Source organism: Zestomonas ipomoeae (assembly GCF_057128665.1).
Genome location: NZ_JBSKHQ010000019.1, coordinates 51,030 through 77,771, shown reverse-complemented (window position 1 = coordinate 77,771; position 26,742 = coordinate 51,030). Strand labels below are relative to the sequence as shown.

Annotated in this window: 20 protein-coding genes and 1 tRNA gene; 4 read left to right on the top strand and 17 right to left on the bottom strand. The window is 64.9% G+C overall.

The window, feature by feature from the left end; genetic code table 11:
• Nucleotides 1-118: 118 nt before the first annotated feature.
• Nucleotides 119-502, top strand: coding sequence for a hypothetical protein (locus ACWKV7_RS18820; RefSeq protein WP_483859227.1), 384 nt, complete (start codon nt 119-121; stop codon nt 500-502).
• 40 nt (nt 503-542) lie between these two features.
• Here ACWKV7_RS18820 and ACWKV7_RS18815 read toward each other — a convergent pair whose 3' ends face one another.
• Complete coding sequence (locus ACWKV7_RS18815; RefSeq protein ID WP_483859264.1) at nt 543-1,100, bottom strand: NADPH-dependent FMN reductase; 558 nt, start codon at nt 1,098-1,100, stop codon at nt 543-545.
• Between the two features lie 125 nt (nt 1,101-1,225).
• Between ACWKV7_RS18815 and ACWKV7_RS18810 the strand changes: the two genes are divergently transcribed.
• Nucleotides 1,226-2,113, top strand: coding sequence for a pseudouridine synthase (locus ACWKV7_RS18810; protein ID WP_483859226.1), 888 nt, complete (start codon nt 1,226-1,228; stop codon nt 2,111-2,113).
• Between the two features lie 4 nt (nt 2,114-2,117).
• Here the strand turns inward: ACWKV7_RS18810 and ACWKV7_RS18805 are convergent, their stop codons facing one another.
• Genes ACWKV7_RS18805 through imuA form a run of 3 tightly spaced genes read right to left on the bottom strand, consistent with a single transcriptional unit; the run spans nt 2,118 to nt 7,220 of the window.
• Complete coding sequence (locus ACWKV7_RS18805; protein ID WP_483859225.1) at nt 2,118-5,213, bottom strand: error-prone DNA polymerase; 3,096 nt, start codon at nt 5,211-5,213, stop codon at nt 2,118-2,120.
• A complete protein-coding gene (locus tag ACWKV7_RS18800) occupies nt 5,189-6,604 on the bottom strand; it encodes a Y-family DNA polymerase (protein WP_483859224.1) in 1,416 nt (471 codons plus the stop codon). Before ACWKV7_RS18800 ends, ACWKV7_RS18805 begins: the two co-directional genes overlap by 25 nt.
• 7 nt (nt 6,605-6,611) lie before the next feature.
• Nucleotides 6,612-7,220, bottom strand: coding sequence for a translesion DNA synthesis-associated protein ImuA (imuA, locus tag ACWKV7_RS18795; RefSeq protein WP_483859223.1), 609 nt, complete (start codon nt 7,218-7,220; stop codon nt 6,612-6,614).
• A 440-nt stretch (nt 7,221-7,660) separates the two neighbouring features.
• Here imuA and ACWKV7_RS18790 point away from each other — a divergent pair, with 440 nt between their 5' ends.
• Together ACWKV7_RS18790 and ACWKV7_RS18785 are read left to right on the top strand one after the other, a co-directional pair.
• Entirely contained in the window at nt 7,661-8,794 is a 1,134-nt protein-coding gene (locus ACWKV7_RS18790; protein WP_483859222.1) for a M48 family metalloprotease, read from the top strand.
• Nucleotides 8,791-14,241 carry an AAA domain-containing protein gene (locus ACWKV7_RS18785; RefSeq protein WP_483859221.1) on the top strand — a complete coding sequence of 1,817 codons (5,451 nt, stop codon included), beginning with the start codon at nt 8,791-8,793 and terminating at the stop codon, nt 14,239-14,241. Before ACWKV7_RS18790 ends, ACWKV7_RS18785 begins: the two co-directional genes overlap by 4 nt.
• Before the next feature lie 296 nt (nt 14,242-14,537).
• Here the strand turns inward: ACWKV7_RS18785 and ACWKV7_RS18780 are convergent.
• The 13 genes from ACWKV7_RS18780 to ACWKV7_RS18720 form a co-directional block, all read right to left on the bottom strand.
• Nucleotides 14,538-14,626, bottom strand: a tRNA-OTHER gene (locus ACWKV7_RS18780).
• Between the two features lie 98 nt (nt 14,627-14,724).
• A complete protein-coding gene (locus ACWKV7_RS18775; RefSeq protein WP_483859220.1) occupies nt 14,725-15,195 on the bottom strand; it encodes a DUF1353 domain-containing protein in 471 nt (156 codons plus the stop codon).
• Nucleotides 15,192-15,527, bottom strand: coding sequence for a M15 family metallopeptidase (locus tag ACWKV7_RS18770; RefSeq protein ID WP_483859219.1), 336 nt, complete (start codon nt 15,525-15,527; stop codon nt 15,192-15,194). The genes ACWKV7_RS18775 and ACWKV7_RS18770 overlap by 4 nt, the downstream gene beginning before the upstream one ends.
• Nucleotides 15,524-15,838 carry a phage holin family protein gene (locus tag ACWKV7_RS18765; protein WP_483859218.1) on the bottom strand — a complete coding sequence of 105 codons (315 nt, stop codon included), beginning with the start codon at nt 15,836-15,838 and terminating at the stop codon, nt 15,524-15,526. The genes ACWKV7_RS18770 and ACWKV7_RS18765 overlap by 4 nt, the downstream gene beginning before the upstream one ends.
• The gene (locus ACWKV7_RS18760) at nt 15,831-16,211 is read right to left on the bottom strand and encodes a putative holin (protein WP_483859217.1); all 381 of its coding nucleotides are present in this window, start codon (nt 16,209-16,211) and stop codon (nt 15,831-15,833) included. Before ACWKV7_RS18760 ends, ACWKV7_RS18765 begins: the two co-directional genes overlap by 8 nt.
• Before the next feature lie 4 nt (nt 16,212-16,215).
• Nucleotides 16,216-16,647 (bottom strand): hypothetical protein, encoded by a 432-nt coding sequence (locus ACWKV7_RS18755; protein WP_483859216.1) that lies wholly within the window; start codon nt 16,645-16,647, stop codon nt 16,216-16,218.
• Nucleotides 16,644-17,726 carry a hypothetical protein gene (locus ACWKV7_RS18750; RefSeq protein WP_483859215.1) on the bottom strand — a complete coding sequence of 361 codons (1,083 nt, stop codon included), beginning with the start codon at nt 17,724-17,726 and terminating at the stop codon, nt 16,644-16,646. The genes ACWKV7_RS18755 and ACWKV7_RS18750 overlap by 4 nt, the downstream gene beginning before the upstream one ends.
• Before the next feature lie 19 nt (nt 17,727-17,745).
• Nucleotides 17,746-19,374, bottom strand: coding sequence for a phage terminase large subunit (gene terL / locus ACWKV7_RS18745; protein WP_483859214.1), 1,629 nt, complete (start codon nt 19,372-19,374; stop codon nt 17,746-17,748).
• A complete protein-coding gene (locus ACWKV7_RS18740) occupies nt 19,364-19,702 on the bottom strand; it encodes a hypothetical protein (protein WP_421447942.1) in 339 nt (112 codons plus the stop codon). The genes terL and ACWKV7_RS18740 overlap by 11 nt, the downstream gene beginning before the upstream one ends.
• 1 nt (nt 19,703) lies before the next feature.
• On the bottom strand, nt 19,704-22,025 hold the full coding sequence (locus ACWKV7_RS18735) for a hypothetical protein (protein WP_483859213.1): 2,322 nt from the start codon (nt 22,023-22,025) through the stop codon (nt 19,704-19,706).
• A gap of 279 nt (nt 22,026-22,304) precedes the next feature.
• Nucleotides 22,305-24,095, bottom strand: coding sequence for a hypothetical protein (locus ACWKV7_RS18730; RefSeq protein ID WP_483859212.1), 1,791 nt, complete (start codon nt 24,093-24,095; stop codon nt 22,305-22,307).
• A gap of 125 nt (nt 24,096-24,220) precedes the next feature.
• Nucleotides 24,221-26,245 carry a hypothetical protein gene (locus tag ACWKV7_RS18725; protein ID WP_483859211.1) on the bottom strand — a complete coding sequence of 675 codons (2,025 nt, stop codon included), beginning with the start codon at nt 26,243-26,245 and terminating at the stop codon, nt 24,221-24,223.
• Nucleotides 26,245-26,742, bottom strand: coding sequence for a hypothetical protein (locus tag ACWKV7_RS18720; RefSeq protein WP_483859210.1), 498 nt, complete (start codon nt 26,740-26,742; stop codon nt 26,245-26,247). Before ACWKV7_RS18720 ends, ACWKV7_RS18725 begins: the two co-directional genes overlap by 1 nt.

Sequence of the window (26,742 nt, the reverse complement as noted above, 5' to 3'; positions counted from 1 at the left end):
ATACCTACCGCTCTAGCTCATGTGTCACCCAGTACAGATCGCTGCCCGCCGGGCCAGGCTTTCGCCTGCTCCGGCCGGCAGGTCGATGAGAACGCACGGAGCGGTTGAGGAGGATGCCATGAGCTGCTGCGACAACTCGACGGTCAAGATCAGGAATGACAGCGACACCGGTTGGACCGTCAAGGAAATCAATACCATGGAGAAATTCAGTGGTATCAAGATCGGCTGTCAAATCACCACGGACGGGGAAGCCATCGGCAAGGCATCCTCCGCCAGTGGCTCCGGCGGCCATGCCATGGGCTCGATCTGCCTCACCAGCGGCAACCTGAGCCTGGACCTGCCCTACGCGTTCAAGCCAAGCGACAGCAAAGGCGAATGCCCCTGCGGAGCAAGCGTGACCAATACGCCGATCAAGGCCGGCGGATACATCGCCGTGGCCTCCCTGACCTTCGGCAAGCAGGAGGGAGAAGCGATGGTGAAATGGGTGATCAGCAACAGCTGACCCCCGCGCCGGGCCTCCACCACCCCGGTGGAGGCCCGCGTCAATGCCGTTCCCCCTCGCGCGCTTGCTCGACACCGATCGCATGATGAAAAGCCAGCAGGCCACCGGCCAACGCATCGGCAATCGCCGGGACGCCAAGCATCGCCTTGTCATCGAGATGGCTGCCCAGCAGCGGCACGGCGATACAGGCATGCTCGACGATGTTTCCAGACATGGTCCTGACCACCTCCCGCAGCATGCGCTGGGCATGCGAGGCACGGGGCGATGTATTGACCAGCATGACCGGCATGTCGACGAACGCCTCCCCTCCCACCAGCCAATCCAAGGCGTTCTTCATCACTCCGCTGATGCCATGGGCATATTCCGGGCTGGCGATGATGAGCCCGTCGGCCTCGGCCAGGTCGGATTCCAGCTGCACGACGGCAGCAATGGCCGAGGCGTCCAGGTCGGGATTGAACAACGGCAGCTCGGCCATCTCCCCATACAGCGACAGCTCAACTCCTACCGGCGCCAGCCGGGCGAGCGCCCTGAGAGCCGCCGTGTTGTAGGAGTCGCGCCGCAGACTTCCCGATAACGCCAGTATCCTCGTTCGACCCACGTACACCCCCACCGGCAAAAAACCGATTGGACCCCGCCCGGGCCTGCCCGTCCACCTGCCAGGCCCATGCCTTTGACGCGGAGCACAGGGTGCGGCCTAATGCCCTCCCGTTTTTCCGTGTCCGCATGCCCATGACGTTCCCCGGTCCTCGCCCGAGCACCTTGCACCTGCCTCCCGGCCCCTGGCTGACGGTGCTCGACTGCCTGTGCGCGCGCTTTCCGGCCATCGGCCGCGAGGTCTGGCTCGAACGCATGCGGCGCGGGCGGGTGCTGGATGAGCAGGGCCAGGCCTTGGCGCCGGAACATGCCTATCGGGAAGGCCTGCGGGTGCACTATTTTCGCGAAGTGCCGGACGAAACGCCGATCCCCTTCGTAGAGATGGTGCTCTATGCCGACGAGCACCTGGTGGTGGCGGACAAGCCGCATTTCCTGCCGGTGGTGCCCTCAGGGTCTTTCGTCGAGCAGACGCTGCTGGCGCGACTGGTGCGGCGCCTCGGCAACCCGCACCTGGTGCCCATCCATCGCATCGACCGGCTCACCGCCGGGCTGGTGCTGTTCTCCGCCAACCCCGAGAGCCGCGGACGCTATCAGGCCCTGTTCCGCGAGCGCCGGATCGACAAGCGTTACGAGGCCATCGCCCCGGCCCTGCCAGGGCTGGCGTTCCCGCTGAAGCGCGCCACGCGCATGGTCGAAGGCGACCCGTTCTTCCGCATGCGCGAAGCCGAAGGTATACCGAACAGCGAAACCCGCATCGAGGTCTGCGAGCGCCATGGCGATCTGTGGCGCTACGGGCTGTACCCGGTCACCGGCAAGAAGCACCAACTGCGCCTGCACATGGCGGCGCTCGGTGCAGGGATTTGCAACGACATCTTCTATCCGACGCTGACCGCCGCCGCGGATGCCGCCGACGACTATGCACGCCCGCTGAAGCTGCTGGCCCAGTCCCTGGCCTTCAGCGACCCGCTGACGGGCGAGCGGCGCTGCTTCGAGAGCCAGTTGCATCTGGACTGGTAAGGGTTCAGTGAAAATCCCGGCTGCGCACGTCCAGCCCGGTCAACAGCGGGGTCAGGTCGCTCAGGCGGCCGGCGATCAGATGACGCACTCCGCTTTCCGTCTCCAGGCGGCCATCCACGCGCAATAGCCGCGACTCGATCAGGGGCCGTCGCTGGCGCTCGGCAAGGTCATGCCAGACCACCACGTTGACCATGCCGTGTTCGTCCTCGAGGGTGACGAAGGTCACCCCGCTCGCGGTTTGCGGACGCTGGCGGCCGATGACCAGGCCGGCGACGCTGACGGCGCGACCATTCTCCACCTCCGCCAGCTCCCTCGAGCTGCGGCAACGCCGCGCCCGGAGCTCCCGGCGCAGCAGCGCCAGTGGGTGGGGCCCGAGGGTGGTGCCGACCGTGGCATAGTCCGCCTGCAGGTCCTCCCCCACCGTTGGCAGCGGCAGCGGTACATGCGCCTCGCGCGGGGCCGGCTGGCCGGCGAATAGCGGCAGCTGCGCCTCGACGGCGGCCACTTCCCAGCGCGCCCGATGCCGGTGGCCGGCCAACCCGCGCAGGGCGCCGGCATCCGCCAGGCGGGCACGGGCGCGGGCATCCAACCGGGCGCGGGCACTGAGGTCGGCCACATCGGCAAAGGCATCCAGCACGCGCGCCTGTTCGATCTGCCGGGCATCCTGTTCGCGAAACCCCCGGACCATGCGCAACCCCAACCGGATCGCCGGTTGCGCCTGCCCGTTTGGCTCCAGCGTGCAGTCCCAGTCGCTGTAGCGCACATCCACCGGACGCACCTCGATGCGATGACGACGGGCATCCTGCAGCACCTGGTCGGGGCTGTAGAAGCCCATCGGCCAGCTGTTGATCAGCGCACAGGCATAGGCTGCCGGCTCGTGGCATTTCAGCCAGCAACTGGCGTAGGTGAGCAGGGCGAAGCTGGCAGCATGGGACTCGGGGAAGCCGTAGCTGCCGAAGCCTCTGATCTGCTCGAAAATACGCGCGGCGAACTCGGCCGTGTAGCCGTTGGCGACCATGCGCGTCATCAGCCGCTCCTGGTGTGGTTCCAGGCCGCCGTGGCGCTTCCAGGCGGCCATGGAGCGCCGCAGCTGGTCGGCCTCGCCAGGCGTGTAGTCGGCCGCGACGATGGCCAGCTCCATGACCTGTTCCTGGAACAAGGGCACCCCCAGGGTGCGCTCGAACACCGCGCGCAAGGCTTCGGACGGATAGTTCACGGCTTCCTCGCCGTTTCGCCGGCGCAGGTAGGGATGCACCATGTCGCCCTGGATGGGCCCCGGACGAACGATGGCCACCTCGATCACCAGGTCATAGAAGGTCCTCGGCTTGAGCCGGGGCAGCATGGCCATCTGCGCCCGGGATTCGATCTGGAAGACGCCGACGGTATCGGCGCGCCCGATCATGTCGTAGGTGGCCATGTCCTCGGCGGGGATGCTCGCCAGGGTCCAGCGCAGGCCCCGGTAATGGGCGATCAGGTCGAAACAGCGGCGCAATGCGCTGAGCATGCCCAGCGCCAGCACGTCCACCTTGAGCAGGCCGACCAGATCCAGATCGTCCTTGTCCCACTGGATGACGGTGCGCCCCTCCATGGCCGCGTTCTCCACCGGTACCAGGGTGTCCAGCGGCTGCTCGGAGATCACGAAACCGCCCGGGTGCTGCGACAGGTGCCGCGGGAAGCCGATCAGTTCGGCGGCCAACGCCAGCACCGGGCGCAGCACCGGGCTGTCCGGGTCGAAGCCGACTTCCCGCAAACGTTCAGCCGTCGGTACCCGTTCGCTCCAGCGCCCGCAGCAGTCGGCCAGCGCGTTGACCTGGTCCGGCGGCAGGCCGAGAGCCTTGGCCACGTCGCGTATCGCCCCGGCGCCGCGGTAGCTGCTGGCCACCGCGGTGAGCGCCGCACGGCTCCGGCCGTAGCGCGTGAACACGTACTGGATGACCTCCTCGCGACGCTCGTGCTCGAAGTCCACGTCGATATCCGGCGGCTCGTTGCGTTCCTTGGACATGAAACGCTCGAACAGCAGGTTCATGCGATCCGGGTCCAGCTCGGTGATGCCCAGGACGAAGCACACCGCCGAATTGGCCGCCGACCCCCGTCCCTGGCAGAGAATCCCCTGGTCGCGGGCGAAGCGCACCAGGTCGTGCACGGTGAGGAAATAGCTTTCGTACTCCAGCTCGGCGATCAGCCCCAGCTCCTTCTCGATCAGGGCGCGCACCTTCGGCGACTCGCCCTGCGGCCAGCGCCAGCGCAGCCCCCGTTCGGCCAGCTCACGCAGCCAGGTGGTTGGCGTGAACCCCGCCGGCACCAGCTCGCGGGGGTACTGGTAGCGCAACTGGCTCAGCTCGAAGGTGCAACGCTCGGCGATGCGCAGCGTTTCCGCCAGCAGCTCCGGCGGGTACAGCTCGGCCAGGGCCGCGCGCGGACGCAGGTGCCGTTCGCCATTGGGGAACAACCGGTGCCCCGCCTCAGCCACCGTGCAGTGGTGGCGGATGGCGGTCATGCAGTCCTGCAGGGCGCGGCGCCCGCGAGCATGCATGTGCACATCGCCCGCGGCCACCGCCGGAATGCCCAGGCTCGCCGCCAGCGCCTGCAGTTCGGCCAGGCGCCGGGCATCATCAGGTCCACGATGCAGCTCCACCGCCAGCCACAAGCGCCCGGGAAAGACCGTGCCGAGCCAATGCCCGTCCGTTTCCTCAGTCGTCCCATCGGGAACCCACAGCACCAGCAGCCCATCCAGCGGCCCGGCGAGGTCTTCGCGCAGCAGGCGATAGCGGCCCTTTTCCGCCCGCCTCCGGGCCCGGGTGATCAGTTGGCACAAGGCCTGGTAGCCGCCCAGGTTCTCCGCCAGCAGCACCAGCTTGGGGCCGTTCTCCACCCGCACCTCGCTGCCGACGATCAGGGGCAGCTCGACCTCCTGCGCGGCCTGCCAGGCCCGCACGATGCCGGCCAGGGTGCATTCGTCGGTGATCGCCAGAGCCCGGTAGCCATGGCGCCTGGCCCGTTCGAACAACTCCCGGGCACTGGACGCTCCGCGTTGAAAGCTGAAATTCGACAGGCAGTGCAGCTCGGCGTAGCCGCTCATGCGAACCAGCCCTGCAGCCATAACCGCTCGCCTTCGCCAACCACGCGGTAGGCCCAGCCGCGCTGGCCCGCGCGGGTTTCAATCAGGTAGTAATCGCGGCGCACATCGCCACCGTCCCACCAACCGGACTCGACACGCTCGGGGCCTGCCAGGAAGCGCACCCCCGCCTCCCGCAACGGCAGCGCCTCGCGCAGAAGCCAGCCGGGGCGCAGCACGTCGGGCCCCGGCATTGTGGGTCCGGCTGCTGGCTCCGGCTGCCAGGCGTGCTCGGGACGATGATCGGCATGGGCGCCCAGGCCGTGCACCGCTGCATCCCCCAACCGCGCCCGCAGGCGTTCGCGCAGTTGCTCCCAGGGTAGCGACTGTTGCGGGCGCTCATCGAACAGTTCGCGATGCTGCGGGACAAAGGCGGACAGCTCCCGGGCCACCAGGCGCACCGCTTGTACCGGTGCGGGCACCTGCAGTTGCTCCAGCCGCCCGCGCGCCACCTCGAAGAGCATGGCAGCCTCGCGCTCGGCACCGAGCAGGCCGACCGGCACCTGCGAGTCCGCGCCTTCCCGGTGCTCCAGATGCAGGGTGAAACGCTGTACCCCGCTGTCGCGCCCGGCGAGAAACGCAGCCAAGTCGGCCGTCAGCCGGCGCACCGGAAACAGCAGGGCCTGGTGCGATGCCACCTCGAAATTCAGCTCGATGCGCACGTCGAATTCGTCCGGCGGCAGGTAGCAGTCCAGCGCCAGCGCTCGCTTTCCGAGCAGCCTGTCCAGATGTCCCAGCACCTCCGGCGCAAAGCGCCGGGCCACGGTATCCCGCGGCAACGCCAGCACCTGGCGAAGCGTGCGCAAGCCCATGCGGGAAAATGCCGATGCCGCTTCGCGGCTGAAGCCGGCGCGCTCGACGGGCATGCGCTCCAAGGCTCCGCGCAGGCTCTCTGCGTCCGCCACGCCCAGTCCGTCATGGACATTGGCCAACACGCGCGCCGCCACCGGGTTGGGGGCCGCCACGATGCGATGGCGAAAGCCCAGCGCCGTCAGCTCATCGCGCAGACGCGCCTCGAAACGCGGCCAAGGACCGAACAGCGTGAAGCTGGACTCCACTTCCAGCAGCAACACCCGCGGGTAGTGCAGGCTGACGTGGGAACTGAAACGGTATGCCCAGGCCGCCAGAAAGCGCTGCCAGCGCTCGACCTCGCTCGGGTCGTATTCGATCGCGGTGAAATCCCGCGTCAGCGCATGGGCTGCGGCCAGCGACTGGCCAGGGCGCAGGCCAAGCGCACGGGCAGCCCGGTTGACCGTTTGCAGCACCCGGCGCTGCGGCGTGCCGGTCACCAGCGCCAAGGGCTCGCCGCCCTCCTCCCGGCCACGCAAGACGCCATCCAGAGCCAGCTGCGGCAACAATATGCATGCCCAACGCATAACGGCCTCATTGCCAAGGAATGGCGGTGGCTGGAGCCAGCCCGCCACGGCACTTGAGCACCCGCAACTGCGCCGGCCGCCCCTCGACGGCGATGCGCAGCGCCGCTGGCGACGGATTCACCGCCTCGCGCAACGGGCGATAGGCAAAGGCCAGGGTCTGCCCTGTCTCGGCCGCCACCTGCAAACGGCGCAGGGCACGGTCGTCCGCCTGCTGCGGCCAGCACAGCACGGCCCCGCAGCTGCCCGAGCGCAAGCACTGCTCCGCAGCCCACAGGGCGTCCCGACCACTCGCCTCCACCCACGCCAGCCAGCGCAGGTCCACGCCTGCGGCCTGCCAGGCATGGGGGTACGGCACATGGGGCGGGGCCACCAGCACGACCCGCTCCTCGGCGCGGGTCAAGCGTGCCAGGGTCGGCCACAGTAAGCGCAACTCGCCAAGGCCGTCGGCCGGCAGCAACAACTCGCTGAGCGCAGCCTCCGGCCAGCCGCCGTTCGGCAACAGCGCATCCAACAGGGTATGCCCGGTCGGCTGGGTCCCGAGGGGCACCTCCAGCGACTGCCCCTTCCAGACACGCCGCTGGTGCAGCAGCGAATCGAGCGCAATCACCGCCCCCATGACATCCCCCTCGGCAATGCCAAACCGGGCAGCCGAAGCGATGGACAGGAACGCCACAGCCCTGCTGCAGGGTCGGGAAAAAGAATCGGGCACATGCAAGGGAACCGCCATACGACTGTATATATATACAGATAACAGAGATATCCGGCGATGCCAATGTGACAGCCCCGCCGGGCGACGGAAGGCCGAAACAGAACCGTGCGAAAGCCGCCACGGCCCAGCGGGCTCGGCAGCACTGGCAGGCCTTCCCAGCCGAACGGGAACCGGAGCGCACCCGGCTGCAGAGCATGAGGCGCTCCCCACTTCTGCGGCAGGACAAGGGCTTGGCGCGCCTGGACGTGCTATAAGGGCGCCTCATTCACTACAGGGACGTATGCACGGTGGTCACTGCAGCGGCAGCAATCGACAGACTGAATCCTCTGCCCTATCAGTCTGAAGTCTTGGCGTATCTGAAAGACTGGGAGCCGGACGTCTGGGCCTGGGCCTCCTCCCTCAGCGTGCAGGAGCAACACAGCAACGAAGTGCGCGCACAGCTGCTGCGCGACACCTACCGGCTGGCTCCGACAAGCCACGCTCCGGTCTACGAGCTTTGCCGGCAAGCCTTGGAAAACTTGCAGATCGATGCGCCGGTGACGCTTTACCAGGCGAACGGCTCGAGCATGAACGCGACGCTCTACTTCCTGCCGGGCGAAGCCCACATCGTGCTGGAGGGGCCTGTCCTGGAACGCCTGCAAAGCACCGAACTGCTCGCACTGCTGGGGCATGAAATGGCCCACTACCACCTCTGGTCCGAGCACGGCGGCGAATACCTCATCGCTGATCGCGTGCTCAACCATAGCGCGGTGTCGAACAGCCGAAACCCCAGTTACCTCGAAACCGCGCGTCTCTACGGCCTGCACACCGAACTGTACGCCGACCGCGGGGCCGCTCTCGCCGCGCAGTCCGCCAAGGCCACGATTTCCATGCTGGTCAAGGTGCATACCGGGATCGCCGACGTCGATGCCGATGCCTACCTGCAGCAGGCTCTGGAGCTCGACGGCAAGGCTGGCCAGGTATCCCAGGGGGACTCTCATCCTGAGTCGTTCCTGCGCTCACAGGCGATCGACCTGTGGTGGCGGCAGGACGCGCAGCTCGATGACTGGCTGCACCGGCGCCTGCGTGGCCCGTTGCAACTCACCAACCTGGACCTCACCGGCCAGGTGGCGCTGACGGACATCACACGCGGTTTCATTGCGCGTTTTCTGCGCGAGCCTTCCTTGCGTTCCGAGCCGGTCATGAGCCAGGTGCAGCAGTTCTTTCCCGACTGGTCCGACAATCATCCCCCCATCGACCTGGCCACGCTCGATGCCCAACGCATCGACACCAACGTGCAGGAGTACCTGCATTACCTGCTGCTGGACCTGGCCCTGGTCGATGAAGACCTGCGAGACCACGCCTTGTTGCAGGCAGCCGGCATGGCGGTCGAACTAGGCGGCCGGGAGGCCTTTCTGAAGATACTCAGGCGCGACCTGAAATTGAGCAGGCGCGAACTGGCCAAGCTCGGCAAAGCCATGAAGGAGGGCACCAGCGCATGAGCGAGCAACAATCCGAACTGACGCTCGGCCAGCTGCTGGCCTCCAAAGCCAACGCCCAGATGCCCATCGACGATGTGCTGCATCTGGTCCTGCCGTTGATGCGCGAGACCGCACGTCTTCACGACAAGGGTCGAGTCGCACAATTGAATGCCGGATCGGTGCTGCAAGACGCGCAAGGTTCGCTGTGTCTGCGCAATCCGCAAGGCGACGAGCCAAGGTATGCCCCCAAGCGCCTGCGCGACGTGCAGCCCATGCACAGCTCGGCGCTGAATGTCATCGGCGAGCTGCGCCGGACCTACGACGCCGAACATGGCGTCACGGAGGACAACCTGCAAGTGCAGGAAACGGAAGAGCAGGAGATCGCCAAGCCGGTGTTCGTCACCGGCTTCCGCTCGTGGGAACAACTGGTCGACCACCATGACCCGATCACCGACATTTTCCACCTTGGCCAGATCCTGGCGTGCCTGGCCTGCGGCCTGGACTTGCGCAACGAAGAAGACCTGCAGGGCTTTGCCTCGCATCGGCGCAACCTCTTCGAGATCGCCCCGCAGCTCAACCCCGTATTGGCCGGCACCATCGTCGAGATGACCGAGCTCAATCGCCACCAACGGGCAAGCAACCTGGGCGCGCTCATCCGTCGCCTGGAACACTGGCGCGACCAGCCCACCGGGCTGGATGTCGAAGGCCTGCTGACCGGCATCAAGGGTCCAGGCTCGCGGCGCACGGCCGTGCTGGAGCACTTGCGCGATCGCCTGTTCGACCTGTCGCGGCGCAATCGCCTGCTGCACTTCCGCCCGACCCAGGCCAACGTCAACCTGACCGTCGCCAGCGTTCCACTGGTCCTGCACCTGGAGAGCATCCGCGCCGAGGAACTTTGCACCTGGAGCGGCAACTTCGCCGAGCAAGTGCTGAGCGGCAAGCCGATCAGCCTGCAGAAATGGCTGCGCCTCGAAGAACAGGCATACCTTCCATCGTCCCTCGACCGCCTCATCCAAGAGACCCGCCGCGACCGCGCCGAATATGGCTTCAGCAACCTGCGCCTGGTGCTGGCATTCATGCGCTGGCACAACCTGAAGGAGTTTCCCGAAGAGCGCATCCTGTCTCCGCTGCTGTGGCTACCGGTGGAGCTGGTGAAGAAGAAAGGCGTACGGGACCAATACGTCCTGCAATGCGACGAGAGCCAGGCCGAGTTCAACCCCGTGCTGCGCCATCAATTGCGCCAGCTCTACGATATCCAGCTGCCTGAGACCGTGGACCTGCAGAAAACCACGATCGCCGAGGTGCATGCCGATCTCAGCCGGCAGATTCACCAGAGCGAACCGAGCGTGGAACTGCGCCTGCAAAGCAAGCCGGCCATCCGGCTGATCCACCAGAAGGCCGTCCAGCGACTGCAGCATTTCCAGCGTCGGCGCGGCTACAAGCCGGTGTCGTCGATTCCCAATCGCCCCGACTTCAGCTACGACCGCAACGACTATCGCCCCCTGGGCCTCGCACTGTTCCGCCAGTGGGTCGAACCCTCGCTATCGCCCCTCCGCGATGCAGTGGGCTTCCAGCCTACCGCCAAGAGCGACCTGCGGCATGCCGTGGCCAGTGACAACAGCGCGCAGAGCCTGACCTACGGCCTGGCCAGGGAAGAGGGCCACAAGTACGCCTGGGACATCGACCTGACCCAGGTGACCCTGGCCAACTTCAACTACAAGAAGATGTCGCTGGTGCGCGACTACGCGCAGCTCATAGACGAGCCGGCCGCCAATGCGGGCTTCGACCGGATGTTCTCCATCGAGCCGCGCGAGGTCGAGGTCGATGTGCCGCAGGCGATCCCCCTGGCGGAGCAATGGAACGTGGTGCCGGCCGATGCGACCCAGAATGCCGCGGTCGCCTTGGCCCGCAGCGGGCGCAATTTCATCATCCAGGGGCCACCGGGCACCGGCAAGTCGCAGACCATTACCAACCTGATCGCGGACTATGCGGGTCGCGGCCTGCGCGTGCTGTTCGTCTGCGAAAAGCGCGCGGCGCTCGATGTGGTCTTCCATCGCCTGCAGCAGGCCGGACTGGACGAACTGTGCTGCCTGATCCACGACTCGCAAACCGACAAGAAGGCCTTCGTCGGCAACCTGCGCGATTGCTACGAAAGCTGGGTGGCCAAGCCACACAACCGGGACGAACTGGAGACTCGCCGCACCGCGGAACTCGAGCGCATGGCCGCCCCCTTGAGAAAGATCGAGCGCTTCGACCAGGCAATGGCTGGCATTCCGGGCGACCTGGCCTGCAGCGTGCGCCAACTGGTCCAGCGGCTGGTGGAACTACCGGACGTCAGCATCGAAATCAGCCCGCAAGCCCGGGAACGCCTGCCGAACTGGGCAGAGTGGGAAGCCAACAGGGAGCTGAGCGCACGCCTCTACGCCAGGTTGCAAGAGCGCTTCGGACTCGCCAGTTTCGCCGCCCACCCCTTCTGCCGACTGTCGGCGCAGCTGCTGGAAAGCGAACAGGTCTACAGCCAGGTCAGTACGTTCATCGACCAGGCCACGCCGCTGCTTGAAGCGCTCGAAGCGCACTGGGACGCCCCCGGCAGCCTGTTCACCGCCGACACCTCACTCGCCAATGGCCAGGCGCTGGCGCAGGCGGTTCGCCAGGTAGCGGACTTCAATCTGGCCGTTCAGCTCGAACTGCTCGACGAAAAATCCGCCGCCCGACAAACGCTCCGCGAGCGACTGGCGGCACTGCAGACGCTGCAGCAGGAGCATCAGCAAGCCATGCAGCAAACCGCGAACTGGCGCGAGCGGCTGACTGCGGAGGACACCAGGGCTGCCTTGGAGCTCGAAGGTCGAGTCGGCCATTCGATGCTGCGCTTCTTCAACCCGGCCTGGTGGCGCCTGCGCAGTGAAATGCGCCGGCGTTACGACTTCAGCAAGCATGCGGTCCAACCGTCGTACCTCAGCCTGCTGGAAAGCCTGGCCGCGGCGCACCGTGCCGAGGCGGCCGCATTGGGCGCCGAACAGGAACTGGTCACGCAGTACGGCATCCCCGACAGCAGTCAGTTCATGACAGCGCTGGCGCAGGTTGCGCAAACCATGCGCACCTCGCCCCTGCTCCACCAGTGGCTCGGAAACCTGGGCGAATCGACCCAGGCAAGCCAGCAAGCGCAACAGGCGGCGCGCTCGACGCAGGCCTTCGCCGCCCTGGAGGAGCAGCTACGCAACCACCTCAGCGGCCCCGATATGAAGCTCGGGGAGCTTGGCGAATACCTGCGAGACCTGCGTGAAGACCTCGAGGAGCTGCCGGACTGGATTCCGTTGCTGCGCGAGCTGCACAACGCCGATCGCGCTACCGTCGCCGCCTTGCAGGAACACCCGCTGGGCCAGAAGGAAATGGACGTGCTGATCGCCAGGGAAGCGCTCGCCCGCCTTTATCGAAGCGACCCGGAACTGGCCAAGTTCGGCGAGCGGGAACTGACCGAGGCGGTAGCCCAGATCAGCGCCGCCGAACGGGAAGTCTTGCGCCTGAACGCGCAACTGATCGAAGCGACACAGCACCGCAACTTCCTCGAACAGGTCAAGCGCGCTTCACTGGCCGGCAGCCAGCTGGACGACGAGAGCAAGCAATTCAAGAAAAGCTACAGCAGGGGTCGCCGCGAACTCGAACACGAGTTCGGCAAGAGCATGCGCTACCGCGCCATTCGCGAGTTGGCCAGCGGCGATAGCGGCCTGGTGATCAACGACCTCAAGCCAATCTGGCTGATGAGCCCACTGTCGGTTTCCGACACCTTGCCGCTGCAGACATCTCTGTTCGATGTCGTGATCTTCGACGAAGCCAGCCAGATTCCCAGTGAAGAAGCCGTACCGGCGCTCAGCCGGGCACAGCAGGTGATCGTGGTGGGCGACGAGATGCAGCTGCCGCCCTCGAGCTTCTTCTCCGCCAGCGGGGAGGAAGACGACGACCAGGTGACCGCAGAAGAGGACGGAGAACTCATTACCATCCAACTGGATGCCGACAGCCTGCTCAGCCAGGCCGCTCGCAACCTGCCGGCCACTCTGCTGGCCTGGCACTACCGCAGTCGCCATGAAGCGCTGATCAGCTTTTCCAACGCAGCCTTCTATGAAGGCCGCTTGATCACCATCCCCGACCGCAAGATCACCCAGCGGATCGAACCGCCGGCCGACCTGGTTGTGACCGACCCGGACATGCCAAGGCACGCCTGCGATGCCTTGCTCGCCAAGCCGGTCAGCTTCCTGAAAGTCGCCAACGGCGTCTATGAAAATCGCCGCAACCAGGCCGAAGCCCGCGTCATAGCAGGCACCGTGCAGGAACTGCTGACGCGCGGCACTGGCCTGAGCATCGGCATCGTGGCCTTCTCCGAAGCGCAGCAGAACGAAATAGATGCCGCACTGGACGCCCTGGCCGCCGAAGACCAGCACTTCGCGACCCTGCTGGAGCGCGAATACCTGCGCGAGGACGACGGCCAGTTCAACGGCCTGTTCGTGAAGAACCTGGAAAACGTCCAGGGCGACGAGCGCGACATCATCCTGCTGAGCATCTGTTATGCCCCCGACCCACATGGCCGAATGCTGATGAACTTCGGCCCGATCAACCAGCGCGGCGGCGAGAAGCGTCTCAACGTGATCTTCAGCCGAGCGCGACATCGCATGGCAGTCGTCAGCAGCATTCACGCGGAAGCCATCACCAACACCCACAACGATGGAGCGGCCGCGTTCAAGACATTCCTGCAATTCGCCGAAGCCAGCTCACGCGGCGAGACCGAACGCTCGCAGAGCATCCTCGGCACCCTCAACCCCGGCGCACAGCGCTCGTTCGACACCAAGGTGCCCCACAGCCCGTTCCGCAGCGCCCTGGCAACAGCACTGCGTGCGCGAGGCCACGAGGTCCACGAACACGTCGGCAGCTCGCAATTCCGTTGCGACCTGGCCATCGTCGACGGCTCCGGCCAGCTCTACAAGCTCGCCATCCAGCTTGATAGCGGTCGCGACGCAAGCGAGGCAACGGTTCGCGAGCGCTATGTGTTCCAACCTACGGTACTGCGCAGCTTCGGCTGGAAAGTCATCGACATACCGAGCAAACAGTGGCTGAGCGACCCGGACGGAGTCATTACGCGGATCGAGCAGGCCCTGAGCGACAAGCCAAGCGCGCAACCCGAACGAGTACCGGAGATCGAGCATGCACCAGAGCCTGCGAACGAACCCGAAACGGCCAGTCCCGAGATAAACCTGCGCGAGTTTCGGCTCGAACAGGGCAGCGCTGCCAAGTTCTGGAAAATCGGCTGGCAAGGCGATGAGCTCACCATTTCCTTCGGCCGACTGGGCAGCAAAGGCCAGACGCTGATCAAAACCTTCGACAGCTCAGCGAAAGCAGAGACAGAGGCCAACAAGCTGATCGACGAAAAAATCCGCAAAGGCTACTCAGAGTGGATCACGGAGCCTCAACTATCCTGAGCTCCTCTAAACGGCAAGCAGCGAGGCGTGGCAACCACGACCGAGCTGCTTGCATACCCACCTCCACCACCCCTGATTCGCTCGACCGGCCATTGGAACCAATCGCCACCCGCCCCTCAGCCCAACAGGCTATGCACAGGCCCCGACTGCCCCCCTTCGCAAATGACCTGACGAAAAGACGTCACGGGAAACCACCCAGCAGCCACAAGCTCGACACGGCCACTGTGCCCTCAGTTTCTGAAGCCAAACGAAAAAGGCCAGCTCAATACTGAGCTGGCCTTTTTCGTGGAGTTATTTGGTCGGGACGGAGTGATTCGAACACTCGACCCCTTGCACCCCATGCGTGCAGCCAGTCACTGCGCGCCAGTATATACGCCACATCCCCTGGGCGCTTCGCTGCAATCGATGCCCTACGCTGCACCACAGTGAGTGACAGAGTCACTCGATTTATCACTGACCCCGCCTCGCCCGTTCTGGGCACGTTCACCCACCCCACTTCGATTCGATCAACCGCTTCGCTGGCGTGCTGCTGGCATCGCTGACCATGGCAACGCGCCGATACAGGCAGACCGCACGATAGATTGCCTGGCGCTTCCATGCGGGAACCTGCAGCGCAACCATCGCCTCAAGCAGGATTTCGTCGCAGCGCGCCCGCGTGATCCGATGCGGCAGACCATGCAGCGTTGTGCTCAGGTACTCGCAGAGGATGTCATGCACGACAGCAGCCTGGCCATAGATGCCCCATGGCGGGATCAGCGACCAGAACACGCGCGGCACGCTGGCACCGTCGGTGAGATAGCCGGCTGGCACGTTCACCCACTCGCCAGAGTCAGGGCTGCCAACATAGAACTGGAAGCCCTTGGTCACCCGCCAATGATCGGCGCCGAGAATGCGGCTGGCTTCGGCGTCGTACTGGATGTTCAACGGTGCGCTGAAACTGGTGAAGCTGCTCACTTGCGCCCGCCATGCTCAAGGCTGTAGTGGTTGCCGTCGTTGAACCGACCGCCCCAGGTCCCGCCGATGCTCTCCCAATACTCGCCAAGCGGGCGATGATCCTCGGTATCGGTCAGGAACTTGCCGTCGCGGAACAGGTTGAAGTCGACCGCCAGTCGTTCCTTGTGCACCGAACTGGCGGCGCTGTAGGACTTCTTCTCCCCTACCGCACCATGCACGCGCGGGTCGCGGTAGGCGTCGCCGAATGTCAGTTCGTACCCGTTCTGGTACGCCCATTCGATCAGCAGGCCGATCAGCCGGGTGAAATGGCGTTGCTTCTGCCCCAGGGTCATTGTGTCGTTCTCCTGCGCTCAACGCCGTTCCAGCCCAACACCCAGTGCACGCGCAGAACGCTCGCCAGGTTTCCCCGCGCGCGGAACACCTGGGCGCCAAGCACCAGCAGGATGCCGAGCACGAATGGGGATGGCTCATCAAGGCCAAAGACAATGGCCAAGGCGTACCCTCCCACGCAAACGGCCAGCAGCCAGGCGATGAAGGCGATGCCCGGCCGGTATCGGGCCCCATCGCGGCGGAACACTATCAGCCGAAGCAAGATCGCGACGCAGGCCACGACGGTAAGGGCGGTGATCAGAATCTCAACCATCTTTCTTGCCTCCCAGCCAGGGGATGTAGCGGAACCAGAACGGCGCCTTGCCGCCCTTGGCCCAGTTGAGTACGCCGCTTGCGATGGTCACAAACAGCGCTGCGGCGATCAGGGCGGACAGACCTGGCGTGATTGGCACCTGGCGAGCGGCAGCCTCGGCAGCCGCCATGTAGCCGAACACCCAGGACGACACCAAGTAGCCAAGACTGGCCTTGAATGTCGGCGCCCTGTCGAACACAACGAAGAAAAGCGCCCCGGCGAAAGCGCCAATCACTGCGATGGCGTCGACACCGGGAATTGCTGCGACGCCGGGAATTGCGAGGGCTCCTGCCGCGATTCCGGTGATACCTGCGGTGCTGCTTGGTTCTGCCATTGCTCTACTCCTGTCCGGCAGTTGGGGGGGCTGGCAGATCCAGGGGCGGCAGCTCAGCGATGAATTCGGGGATGGTGGGCGCTGGTCGTTCGCCAGCCTCGACCAGAGCCAGCTGCTCGTAGCCGTAGGCCCAGACGAGCGAGCGCCAGGCGCGGAAGGCTTGGCCCTCGGCCTGGAACTTCGGGACGGCCGGCTCTTCGGCGTAGGTCACGGCGGAAGCGATCGAGTCGTATCCGTAGGATTGGGCGCTGGAGTCGAGCAGGCGCTGCGCGGCTTCTATATGGCCTTGGAGCGAGACCGGAACAGGGCCCCAGTGATCACCAAGCCAAGGCTGTCGAGCGTCCTCGGGCGGGGTTGGCACTTCGCGGGCGTTGGCGGGTGGGGCTGCATCCCATCCGCCAAGGTAATTGCCTTGTTCGTCAACGAAAAACTTCATGCGTAAGCCCTCACGACAAGGTTCCAAGATGTGTTGGTGATCGGAACAACCGAGCCAGAGGATTTATCCAGCAGAAAGAAAGTGCCTCCTGACCGTGGCCCAAAGCGCACGAAAATCTGAGTGGAGGTGTAGTGCGCGGTGATGCCCGTGGTGTTGGCATCAGCCCCAGGCCAAACGATGCCAACCGGAACCTCAACCTTGTCTCCAACGGAGTAGTTCAAGTTGGCTGTCACGCACTGGAGATAGGCGGTTATCAACTTTGGCTCGGCGCCGAGACCGTGCGTAAGTGACAGGAGGCCACCGCTGGTGATCGATTGAGCCGCACTAACATAGGACTTGGTAAATGGTTTCCCGATGCTCTCAAGCGCAGTTACTCGAGAATCCAGCCCAGAAACAGACTGTTGTGATTTGGCCGCCCAGTGCTTGGCCGAGAAAAACCCAGGCTCGACCGGAACGTCTTCATTTTTTTCAGCCCAGTCTTGCGCCTTATCCCTTGCCGCTGCCGCTGCCAGTGCCGAACTAGCAGCCGCTGATTCAGATGCTGACGCCGCAACTGCCGCCGCTGATGCTTCAGCTGCAGCCGTAAGCGCTATGGCCGGCTGCTGCTCAAGCTGCTCTAGCGTGAGATTGGAAGGTGCCGGGTTGCCGTCGACATCGAACGCAAGCAGCTTGAGTGATCGTTCACCAATGAGCGGCAGTGTAGGAATGCCCTCAGGCTCAGTCGGCGAAACCGCAAGCGCCCGGCCGTCGTCGCGCCGTAGTTCCTGCATGGCGAGCCACAGCCGATCGAAGTCAAGATTGACCGTCTGCGCCAGCAAGTCCCCGTTGTCCTGGTAATCGGTCAGCCGCTCGAACGGAACGACGCGCCGCAGTAGTAGATCGCCGGTCGGTGCGGCGGCAAAGGTGATGCTGCCGGTGTTGGTGCCTATGCCGCTGACGGTGAAGCCAGTTGTCACCGGAACGGTATCGAGCGTCACCTGCAGGTCGGATGCCGAAAGCAACAGGAACGGAATTGCGTAGACGGTGGCGATCCCGTTGGCCGCATACCGCTTGAAGGATTCTTCGTCTTGAACAGCCATGGGCCCTCGCTGGGCGGGCTCAATATTCGACTTGCACTTCGTGCACGCCCGCATCTGGGCGCCAATCGTCACGCCTATCCTCTGTCGGTTTCCCGACTATCTTCCCGATGCGAACCGGGGTTTGGCTGATGGCGCCGGCACCAGAATCGAGGTAGTCGTCAGGCTGGTTGGTGATCGCCGGGTTGAAGTCGCGCATCTGATCCCAGACCGGGCCGCGCAGCACGTCGACATGCGCCCACAGGAAGCGGCTCGACAAGGGCGGTTCCAGGGCATCGAGGATGCGTTTCTGCTTGTTGACGGTGCTGTGTTCCTCGCGCACCGCGCAGCCAGTGCCCTTGAGCGCCTGGCGCAGGATGTTCGGCACGAAGCCGCCTGGACCGTTGGTTTCCACCACCACGCATGGAATGCTCAGGGCCAGCACCACCTCGCGAACCTGTATCACCTGGCCGCCGATGATCCGGTCCTTGTGATCGAACTCGGCCAGTTCGCCCTCTAGGCCCTTGGCGATGTGCCAATAGAGCTGGCCACGTTGGTCGGTCAGAATCAGGGACAGGGCACTGGCGTCGCTCTTCACCTTGCCCAGCGAGCAGTCCCAGTAGGCCACGGCCCCGACGATCTGGGTCTCACCCAGCCACATGGAACAGGCGTTATTCGCCCGGCGCAGCACGGGTTGCACGTCGTAGGGGATGATCTTGGCGGGATCGAGCCGAACCTCGGTAACCGGCTTGCTGTGCAGCTGGTACTGGCTATCCCATGCGTTGATGGTGCGGGTCTCGCGGCGGCGCTTCTCAAGCTCGTCGCGGTCAAACCGCCCAGGCCATGCCGGCCGCGCGTAGCAGTCGATCAGGCAACCAGGCGGTTCGAAGAAGGCTATGCCGGTCTTCGTCAGCGAGTAGTCGATGCCTTCGACCAGCACCCGTGCATGCTTGCCGATGCCAGAGAACACCACCTCCGGGCGAAACGGCACGCTGTAGGCGGTCTGCGTCGCGGCCTCGATTCGGAACTCGTCGCGGTACATGCGGATGGTCAGGCAGTCGGCGCCCATGGCTTCAACCTCGTCGTAGAGGCTGTCATGGGTGTGGGGCGTTCCGATGTAGAGCTTCGAACCGCCCGGCACCAGGATGTGCGTCTGCTCGTCCAGTCGATAGCGCAGCTTCTCGCGCGCCTCGGGCGTCTGGATGTTGCGCGGCACCTCGACGTCATCGTTCTGGCACTCGTCGGCCCGGGCTGACGTGACGTTCGACAGAATGCCCTTGGCGAACATCGAGGCGTTCCGGAAGTCAGCCGCGCCCTCGACCCACCACTGTTCGACCGTGCCCTGGTTGGGCGGCAACAGGTGGCGGGTCAACGGGTGGTTGCGGATGACGTTCTGCGTGTCCCGGCTGGTCTTGTAGGCGGTCGGGTCCGACTCCGACTGGTGCAGGATGCGAAAGGTCGGGGCTTTGTAATACCGCCAGGCGTTGTAGATCGCCAGCAACGTCGACTTGCCGAAGCCACGGAAGCACCGGAGCACGGCCAAGCTGCCCTTGTTCTCGAGCCAGATCAGCGCCTGCACGTGAACATCCGGAACCGTCCAGCGCATGCGCTTGGACCAGATCAGGAAGAACACCAGCAGGCTGACTTTCGGAGCCTCGGGCTCAGTGGACATTGTTGCCCTTTTGCATGCGCTCGATGATGGCCTGGGCCTCGCGCTCGGCGGCTGCCAGCTCACCATCCAGTTCGTCGACGGCATGGCCAGCATCTGGCGCAGGCTTCTGACGGTTGAGGACGCCGGCGATGTTCACCACCTTGAGCAGCAGGGTCATGGTCGCCGCGGCGTTCTTCTTGCACCAGTAGCGGTCGCCCCGCTCCTGCTGCGTCAGCTCACCCAGTGGCTTGTCGTTGCCCGGCCACTTGTGCGGGTCGACTTCCTCGATCACCACCTCGCCCAGGCGCTCGCTCAGAGCCTGCAGACGAACAATCTGATCATCACGCATATCAGCGGCCTCCTACTGCCGCGCCCAGGTTGGGCGCTCGATCTGGTGTTGCCTCGCCCGGTTCCCACCAGAACCGCTGGTTGAAGTCCTTGCGCGCACGCTGCTCCATCCGACGCAGGTATCCGGGGGAAAACATCTCCTGCAGGTTGTGGAAGAAGATGTGATCCGTGGCGGCCTTCGTGTACCAGAGGTTCGCGCCGGGGATGTGGCTCTTCGCGAAGCGAATCAGGTTGGCGCCCGTGGCGTCGAAGTTGGCGTCGCCCGCCATTGCCTTTAGTCGAAGCAATGCATCGGCATCGCCAGCCAAAGGGCCGCCAAGGGAAATCAGAGCCGACATGCCACCCTGCGTCGTGTCGCTGAACAGGAAGTCGCCGTACAGGCCGAGCGCGCCGCCCTTCATCATCGAGGCCATGCCGAAGCGCAGACCAGGCACGCCGAGCATTCCATCGTCGGTGATGTCCTTGGGGTCGCGACCGGATGCAATCTCGTTGAGCTGGATGGCCATTCCGCCAAGCACCGTGGTGGTGGCCATCAGGGCGCCGATGTACTTGGCCTTGCCCCAGCCTGGTTGGGCCATGGCACGTGACCAGTGCCGCATGATCATGGCAATCGGGAACGACTTGAACTGCCAGAATGAACGCATGATCTCGCCGCTCCAGGTTCCGCGCTGGGCGTTTCCGTACATGAACGCTCGTTCGCGCGCACCCGGTTCGATGATCGCCATGCTGGTCTCGTCCAGCACCGTGCCCAGCAACCGGGTGGCGGCCTGGTCGCGCAGGCGCTGGGGCGTTGTGCCTGCCTGTTGTGCCAGGTCCTGCAGCTGCTCGTTGGTCAGTCGGTAGATCGAATTGGCGGTCAGCACCGTCGAACCAGCACCGTTGAAGTCCTCGGGCTCGGCCAGGCGCCACACCTGCCAGTCCAGTTCGGTGATGCCCTTGGCCTCCAGCAACGCCCGGTCGGCCGCATCCATGGCCTGCAGGCTGGTGTGCCGGCGCGACATATCGCCCAGCGTGTCCATGTAGGTGACGCCGAAGGCACGTTGCAGGCCTGACGTAAGCGCGTTCATGCCAGATGCCTGCATGACCTTGCTGGCCCATGCTTGGGAGAATTTTGCCGCGCGCCCGGAAATTGCCTCGGTCGACCCCAGGCCATCGGCGCCGAAGCGGTTCAGGCTGCCGATCAGCTGGTTCAGGCCAAGGCCGGCACGCATGGCCAGGCGCCTGTCGGTCGCATCAGCCGGGTTGAGCATCCGCACCTCGTTGGCGAACACCTGCATCACCGGCATGCCGTTGATCTTGGCGGTGAGCGCCAGCGTTCCCTGGTCGGTAACCGAGGTGATCACCGCAGAGCCGAGCCGACTCCCCACGTTCAATGCCCGATACGTGTCGAAGCCTTGCGAAAGCCCAGGCGATACCGGCGGCTCTCTGGTGCCAGCGACCTCGGCATAAAGGCTCTCGATTTTCTTACGCTGCTTCTGCACCTTGGGCGTTGCCTTCGGATCGGCGGTGGCCATCTCCTGCTGCGCCGTGTCGAGGAAGTAGCGCATCTGGTGGTTGGGGTTCGGGCCGAATGCCTCGACCACGGCAATATCGCGTGCGGCGCGGTCGATGTGCCCGATCAGCAGTTCCAGCAGATTGCGCTCACCGTACTTGGCCTGGGCCTCGATGAACGCCTCGGCGCTGGCGTAGTGGATCTGGCGCGACTCGTTGCCACGGTTGGCGCGCGCGGCGCCGGTTGGCGCCCTGCCCGGCTCCAGTTTGTTGATACCGCCAGTGGCCAGGGTCTGCCAGGCGTGGTTCAGGAAGTCGCTCAGCTCGGTATCGTTCATCGGTGAGCCGTCTTCCTTGAGGTATTTCGAACGGTCGGCCCAGCGCAGGTGGTCAGCCACCCAGCCGGCCTGGTCGCGGGCGACCTTCACCTGGCTGTGATCGCGCGGCATCGACCAGTCCTCGAGGAAGCCAATGTCGCCACCGGCACGGTTGAACCGGGTGCGCAGCGACTCGGCCACGTCCTTGAATGCCTTGGCCGCCTGCTTGGCCTCGGGTCGCCCGCTGTCCTCGCCGTGCAGCTCGCGCACCAGCGCCAGGTTGCCATCGCTGTCCTGCAGCAGCCCAAGGAACTTGCCCTTGGTGACATCGATCACTTCCAGCATGCGGCTGATCGATTCGTCGCGGATGGCGCGTGTAGCGGTTTCGACCGACTGGATACCGCTCTTTCCGTCGGCGCTGAACGCCAGCATGCGGTCTAGCGCCTCCATCGGATTTCCCGGGAAGCGCTGCATGTAGTTGGTGACCCGGTCGTGCGCCATGATGGTCAGCGCCACGCGGCGCTTATCCAGGGTGCGTTCGGCGATCAGTTCATCGCCGGCCTTCTTGGCTGCGGCGGCCATGCGCTCGCTGCTGGTCTTGGCCTGCCAGTCGGCATCCGTGCGCGCCAGCTGCCGCATGTTGCGGCGCAGGCGATCCTCGATGCCTTGCAGTTCTGGTTGGGTGAGGGAGCGGCCCATAGCCTGGGCGACGGCGAGAGCGCATTCGGGGCGCATAGGGCTTGCCTCCTGATTGGATGTGGCAAGCCTATGGCCTGGCGATAGTCGGTTTCCCGACTATTCGCCGCGCTGGAGAGAGCAGGCTGCGGCGGCTTCTATCCCGCGCGCTTCGAGCTGGGCGCGTTGGATTTCGTTGTCGGCCTGCGCCAGCAGTTCACGGGCCGATACGGTGACCGGGTTGCCATCGGCATCGATGGCGCCGGTCGGCACCTGGATGTCACCGAGCTCGTCGAGCACCAGCTGTGCGACCTGCACTTCCGGATCAGCAGCACCAGCACCGCTGGGCTGATCTGTCTTTGCACTACCCGGAGATTCCTGACGGTTTTCGCTTCCGGGCTTTACGTTTTCGGCTGATGGCTTTACATCCCGCCCGGCAACAGGCTGGCGCGGCGCCGGCAGTTCAACGGGCTCAGGGCGCGGGGCAAGGCGCTCTGCCTCGTCGACCAAACGTGCCAGCTCATGGGTGGCGGCCTGGCGGATGGTCAACTGCTTGTTGCCCTGCTGCACCTGGTCGGCCATCGGCTTGCGCTGGAACCCTCGGTCTATCTGGGCAGCCCGCGCACTGACGCGATCCTGCAGGCGCGCCGGTAGCTCGCCACGGTCGATGGCCGCCAATTCTCCGCGCGCGGCCTCGGCCTGCCGATTGGCCTCGATCTGCTCGCTGATCTGCCCCAGGCGCTCTTCGATTTGGCTGCGCTCCTGCTGGATGATCTGACGGGCCTGGCTCTCGGCCTGCTTGCGGGTCAAGCCTTCGCCCTGGTACGCCTTGGCTCGATCGCGAAAGGTATCATCCAGCTCGGCTAGAGTGCGCTGCAGCGTGGCTGTCTCGGTGCGCAGATCGCGCACGTTCGGTACTGCCTGCGCCGCCTGCTGTTCCAGCTCTGCGCGGATCGCCGGCAGCTCGACTTCCAGGGCCTGGGCTTCGACTTCCGCGCGACCGGCACGAACCGGCTCAATCAGCGGGGTATCATCGACAGGACGCAGAAATGCCGCTTCAGGCAGGTCGGACGGCAACCGTACCGGCTCACCGCGTGAGAGCTGTTCCAGGGCGATATCCAGTGCACGAACATGGGTGTTGGCCGCAACGGCATCAACCGGGATGCCGGGCGCCGTATGCAGCTCAGCATGCTGGGCGTTGTTCTCGGCCAGCGCCGCATTCACCTGGTGCTCTTTCGGCGCGCGGCCAAGCCCCCTGCCAATGCCGAAGAATGCTGCACCAAGGACCGCATCGATGGTCATGGCCGTGCCATCAAACGCCCGATACTGGGCGGCCTGTTCGATATAGCCGCGGCTCTCCAGCAGTTCGGCGGTGGCGCCACGGCTGGCAACGCCAAGGCCCACGTTCGCGCCGACGGCGATGGCGAAGTCACCGGCCAGTGGCTTGACGAATCTGGCAGCCGGCAATGCCGCACCAACGGCAACGGTTGCACCATCGATTGCGCCCTGGATGGCGGCGGTGTTCTCGTCGATCCCTTCGGACATGGCCACCTGTTTGCTGGCGTAACCGGCTGGAGCGCCGGCAGCGGCGGCGGCCCCTACCGGCCCGCCGGCCACAGCACCGGCCACGGTACGCGGCAGGATGGCAGCGGCCTCGCCCAGCAATTGCCCGGCGAGGCCAGTGGTGCGTGGGTCTGGGCGCAGTTCCTTGACCGACTCGGCCAGGTCGCGCCCTATCTCGCCGGACAGTTCATCGGCAGCGATTGCTGCCTGCTCGGCGTGTCGCTCACCGTCGAACCCTGGCGTGTAGCCGGCGCCAAAGCCAGTCGCCAGGGTGCTGGCGAACTCGGTGCCAGCCAAGTTGATCATGCCGGATTGAATGGCGGCGCCAGCCTCCAGCGCACCGCGCACAAGGCCAGGGCCGATGGCGTCATAGCCACCCTGGAAGAACGTTGGTTCAGGCAGTTCCGTGGTGCCCTGCAGGCGCTGGCGCTGCGTTGCCAGCTCACCCTCTGGCGTCAGGCTATCGAGCCACATCAGCGAACCCTCACAATCAGCGGCTCGCCGGTTTTCGGATCAAGCTGCATCCGTCCGCCGTTGAGCAGGTAATAAGCGCCATCAGTGCCCTGCACGGGCATCAGCGGCATGGATTCCAGCGATCCCTTGGCGATGCCGCTGCGTTCGGCCAGAGCGCTGATCTGGATTTTGACGGCGCTTTTGAAGTCTTTGTCTGTCATGCCATACGGGCGTACAACCTTCTCGCTGCTGAACCAGCCGGTATCCACTTTGCTTATGCCACCGGTCGCCATCTCCAGTGCCTTGGCTGCCAGGTCATCGTTGACCTCTGCGGCAGTGCCGTCATGCTTCACGTTGGCCGGGCCTGCCATGCCTGCATACAGCGCCTTGTACGCGGCGAAAGCCTGCTCGCGCTGGCTGCTGCCGCTGGGGATGGCCTGGCCGACAGACTCGTCGAACACCGCGCGCAGCTTGGCCTCGGTCGGCATCGGGCTGGACTTGTCCTTGAGCACCTTGTTGCCGGCGAGGATCAGCGGCGCGACGTCCATGCCATCGGTGCTCTTGAGCTGGCGGGCTTGCGCCATGCCGGCGAGCATCAACGGCTGATCGTCTGCCGCAATCGCCTTGAGCGCCCCAGCGAAGTCGTTGGCGTTGGCCGTGGCCTGGGCTATGGCACCTACTACCTGCAACTTGGTGCTGTCGTCTGCCTGGGCCAGGGCAGCCTTGAGCATGCCGGTCTCCTGCGGCAGGAAAGGGTTACGACTGACCTCCGGGCCGATCTGCTTGCGCATGGCGTTGATGGTGTCCATGCGGGCGGCGATCTGCGCCGACAGAGCATCTTGGCCCTCTGGACTGCCAATGCCGGTGAAGTCCAATGGCTCGACAGCTGCGCCAGTACGCATGGCGTTCCACTCCAGCGGCTGGTCACGCATCTGCTTCATGTTGGCGGCCACGGCCCGGTCCAGCCGGTCCAGGTTGGCGATCTGGTCGACGCTGGCACCACTCTGCGCCATCTGCTGCCGCTTCTGCTGGATGTACGCCTGCTGCTCGGCCAGAGGCATGCGTAGCAGGGTTTGCACCTGGTTCATCTGCTCAATGCGGGCTTTGTACTCGCCGGCCATGCTGGTGCCAGACAGGGCAGCCTGCCAGCGCTGCTGCTCGGCAGGGCTGGGCGGAATGCCCGTGGCGGCCTGGCGGTCCATCTGGTCCATCACCCGCATGGCGCGCATCTCGGCAATCTCTGCCTGGCGCGCGTTGTGCTCCTGCACCTGGAAGATACGACCGGTAACGCTGTTGAGCAGTTGGGTACGCTTATCGGCATCGAGTCGCGAGGTGTAAAAGCCGTCCTCCGCGGTGAGTTGGTGCTGCAGGTCCTGCAACTTGCCCAAATCGTTGCGAGCCCCCACAAGCTGTTGGCTGGCGTGGGTGGTGAAGATGCCGTCCTTGAAGTCCTGCTTACGCCGATCCCAGTCCATGCCGTAAGCCATGCGACCAACGGTGTCGATATCCTTCTGATCCATGCGGCGAACGATCGCCAGAGGATCGGAGCCTGGCATGCCGGCGTCCTTACCGAGCATGTCCATGCGCGACAGCAGGTCGCTCTGGGCTGAGGCGATGCGCGCCTGGGACACCTTGCCACCGAGAGACGACAACCCACCTTGCTGCATGCGACGAAGCGACAAGCCGAACTGCTCGGACTCCACCTCGTCCAGTCCATCAGGCGCCATCGGATCAAGCGCACCAACAGCCTGCTCGTAGGCTGCCGATGCGTCCTCTGGCTTCAATTGGCCGAGCCGCAGTTTCTCGCCTAGATCGTTGGTGATGGTGTTGATCTGGCTTTCACGATCGAGCAGCTGATTGCTGGCCTTAACACGCGCCAGGGCGCGAGCTTCCTGGTTCTGCTGATCAACGATGCGGTTAGCCGAATCGGAGATGGCGCTGGCCAGTGTCTGGGCGCCGCGGCCTGGACCGTCCAGCGTGATGACTCGTCGTTGCTCGGCAACAGGCACCACCTGGCCGAAGTTGCCCATCGGAATCCTGGCCATCAGGCTTTCCCCTTAGCGCCGGTTTTCCAGCCCGTGTACATGTTCCCTGCCGTCGAGAGCAGGGTTGCACCTGCCTGTGCATTGGCATTCGACCTGGCCTGCGACCCGGCAAGGCGCAAATTCGACGCATCGAGCTGCATCCGCCCTGCCCTGTTGGCACCGCCAAACACGGTGAGCGCGGCATCTTCCTCGGCGTTCTCGTAGATTTCGCGGTTGATGTTGATCGCCGTGCCCTCGCCCACCTCAACGCCTGACGCGGCCAATGCAGCGTTGGCCTCGCTCGCCTGGATGCGCGCCAGCTTGCGGATGCGCTCGGCCTGCACTTTCGCCGCGCTGCGCTCGGTAGCGGCATCGGCTTCAGCCTGGTCGGCCTGTGCCTGTGCGTTGAGGTTGGCCTGCTTGCCCTGTTGTGCGGTGGTATACGCGCCATACACCGCCGCCGCAGCCATTGCTGCATATGCTGCGTACCCCGCTGCCCCAACTGCTCCTACTGCCAT

Bases quoted from the DNA above. Each gene is read 5' to 3' on its own strand.
- ACWKV7_RS18820 (WP_483859227.1), top strand. From the start codon at position 119: ATGAGCTGCTGCGACAACTCGACGGTCAAGATCAGGAATGACAGCGAC.
- ACWKV7_RS18810 (WP_483859226.1), top strand. From the start codon at position 1,226: ATGCCCATGACGTTCCCCGGTCCTCGCCCGAGCACCTTGCACCTGCCT.
- ACWKV7_RS18805 (WP_483859225.1), bottom strand. From the start codon at position 5,213: ATGGCTGCAGGGCTGGTTCGCATGAGCGGCTACGCCGAGCTGCACTGC.
- ACWKV7_RS18800 (WP_483859224.1), bottom strand. From the start codon at position 6,604: ATGCGTTGGGCATGCATATTGTTGCCGCAGCTGGCTCTGGATGGCGTC.
- imuA (WP_483859223.1), bottom strand. From the start codon at position 7,220: ATGGGGGCGGTGATTGCGCTCGATTCGCTGCTGCACCAGCGGCGTGTC.
- ACWKV7_RS18785 (WP_483859221.1), top strand. From the start codon at position 8,791: ATGAGCGAGCAACAATCCGAACTGACGCTCGGCCAGCTGCTGGCCTCC.
- ACWKV7_RS18770 (WP_483859219.1), bottom strand. From the start codon at position 15,527: ATGACCCTGGGGCAGAAGCAACGCCATTTCACCCGGCTGATCGGCCTG.
- ACWKV7_RS18765 (WP_483859218.1), bottom strand. From the start codon at position 15,838: ATGGTTGAGATTCTGATCACCGCCCTTACCGTCGTGGCCTGCGTCGCG.
- ACWKV7_RS18760 (WP_483859217.1), bottom strand. From the start codon at position 16,211: ATGGCAGAACCAAGCAGCACCGCAGGTATCACCGGAATCGCGGCAGGA.
- ACWKV7_RS18755 (WP_483859216.1), bottom strand. From the start codon at position 16,647: ATGAAGTTTTTCGTTGACGAACAAGGCAATTACCTTGGCGGATGGGAT.
- ACWKV7_RS18750 (WP_483859215.1), bottom strand. From the start codon at position 17,726: ATGGCTGTTCAAGACGAAGAATCCTTCAAGCGGTATGCGGCCAACGGG.
- terL (WP_483859214.1), bottom strand. From the start codon at position 19,374: ATGTCCACTGAGCCCGAGGCTCCGAAAGTCAGCCTGCTGGTGTTCTTC.
- ACWKV7_RS18740 (WP_421447942.1), bottom strand. From the start codon at position 19,702: ATGCGTGATGATCAGATTGTTCGTCTGCAGGCTCTGAGCGAGCGCCTG.
- ACWKV7_RS18725 (WP_483859211.1), bottom strand. From the start codon at position 26,245: ATGGCCAGGATTCCGATGGGCAACTTCGGCCAGGTGGTGCCTGTTGCC.
- ACWKV7_RS18720 (WP_483859210.1), bottom strand. From the start codon at position 26,742: ATGGCAGTAGGAGCAGTTGGGGCAGCGGGGTACGCAGCATATGCAGCA.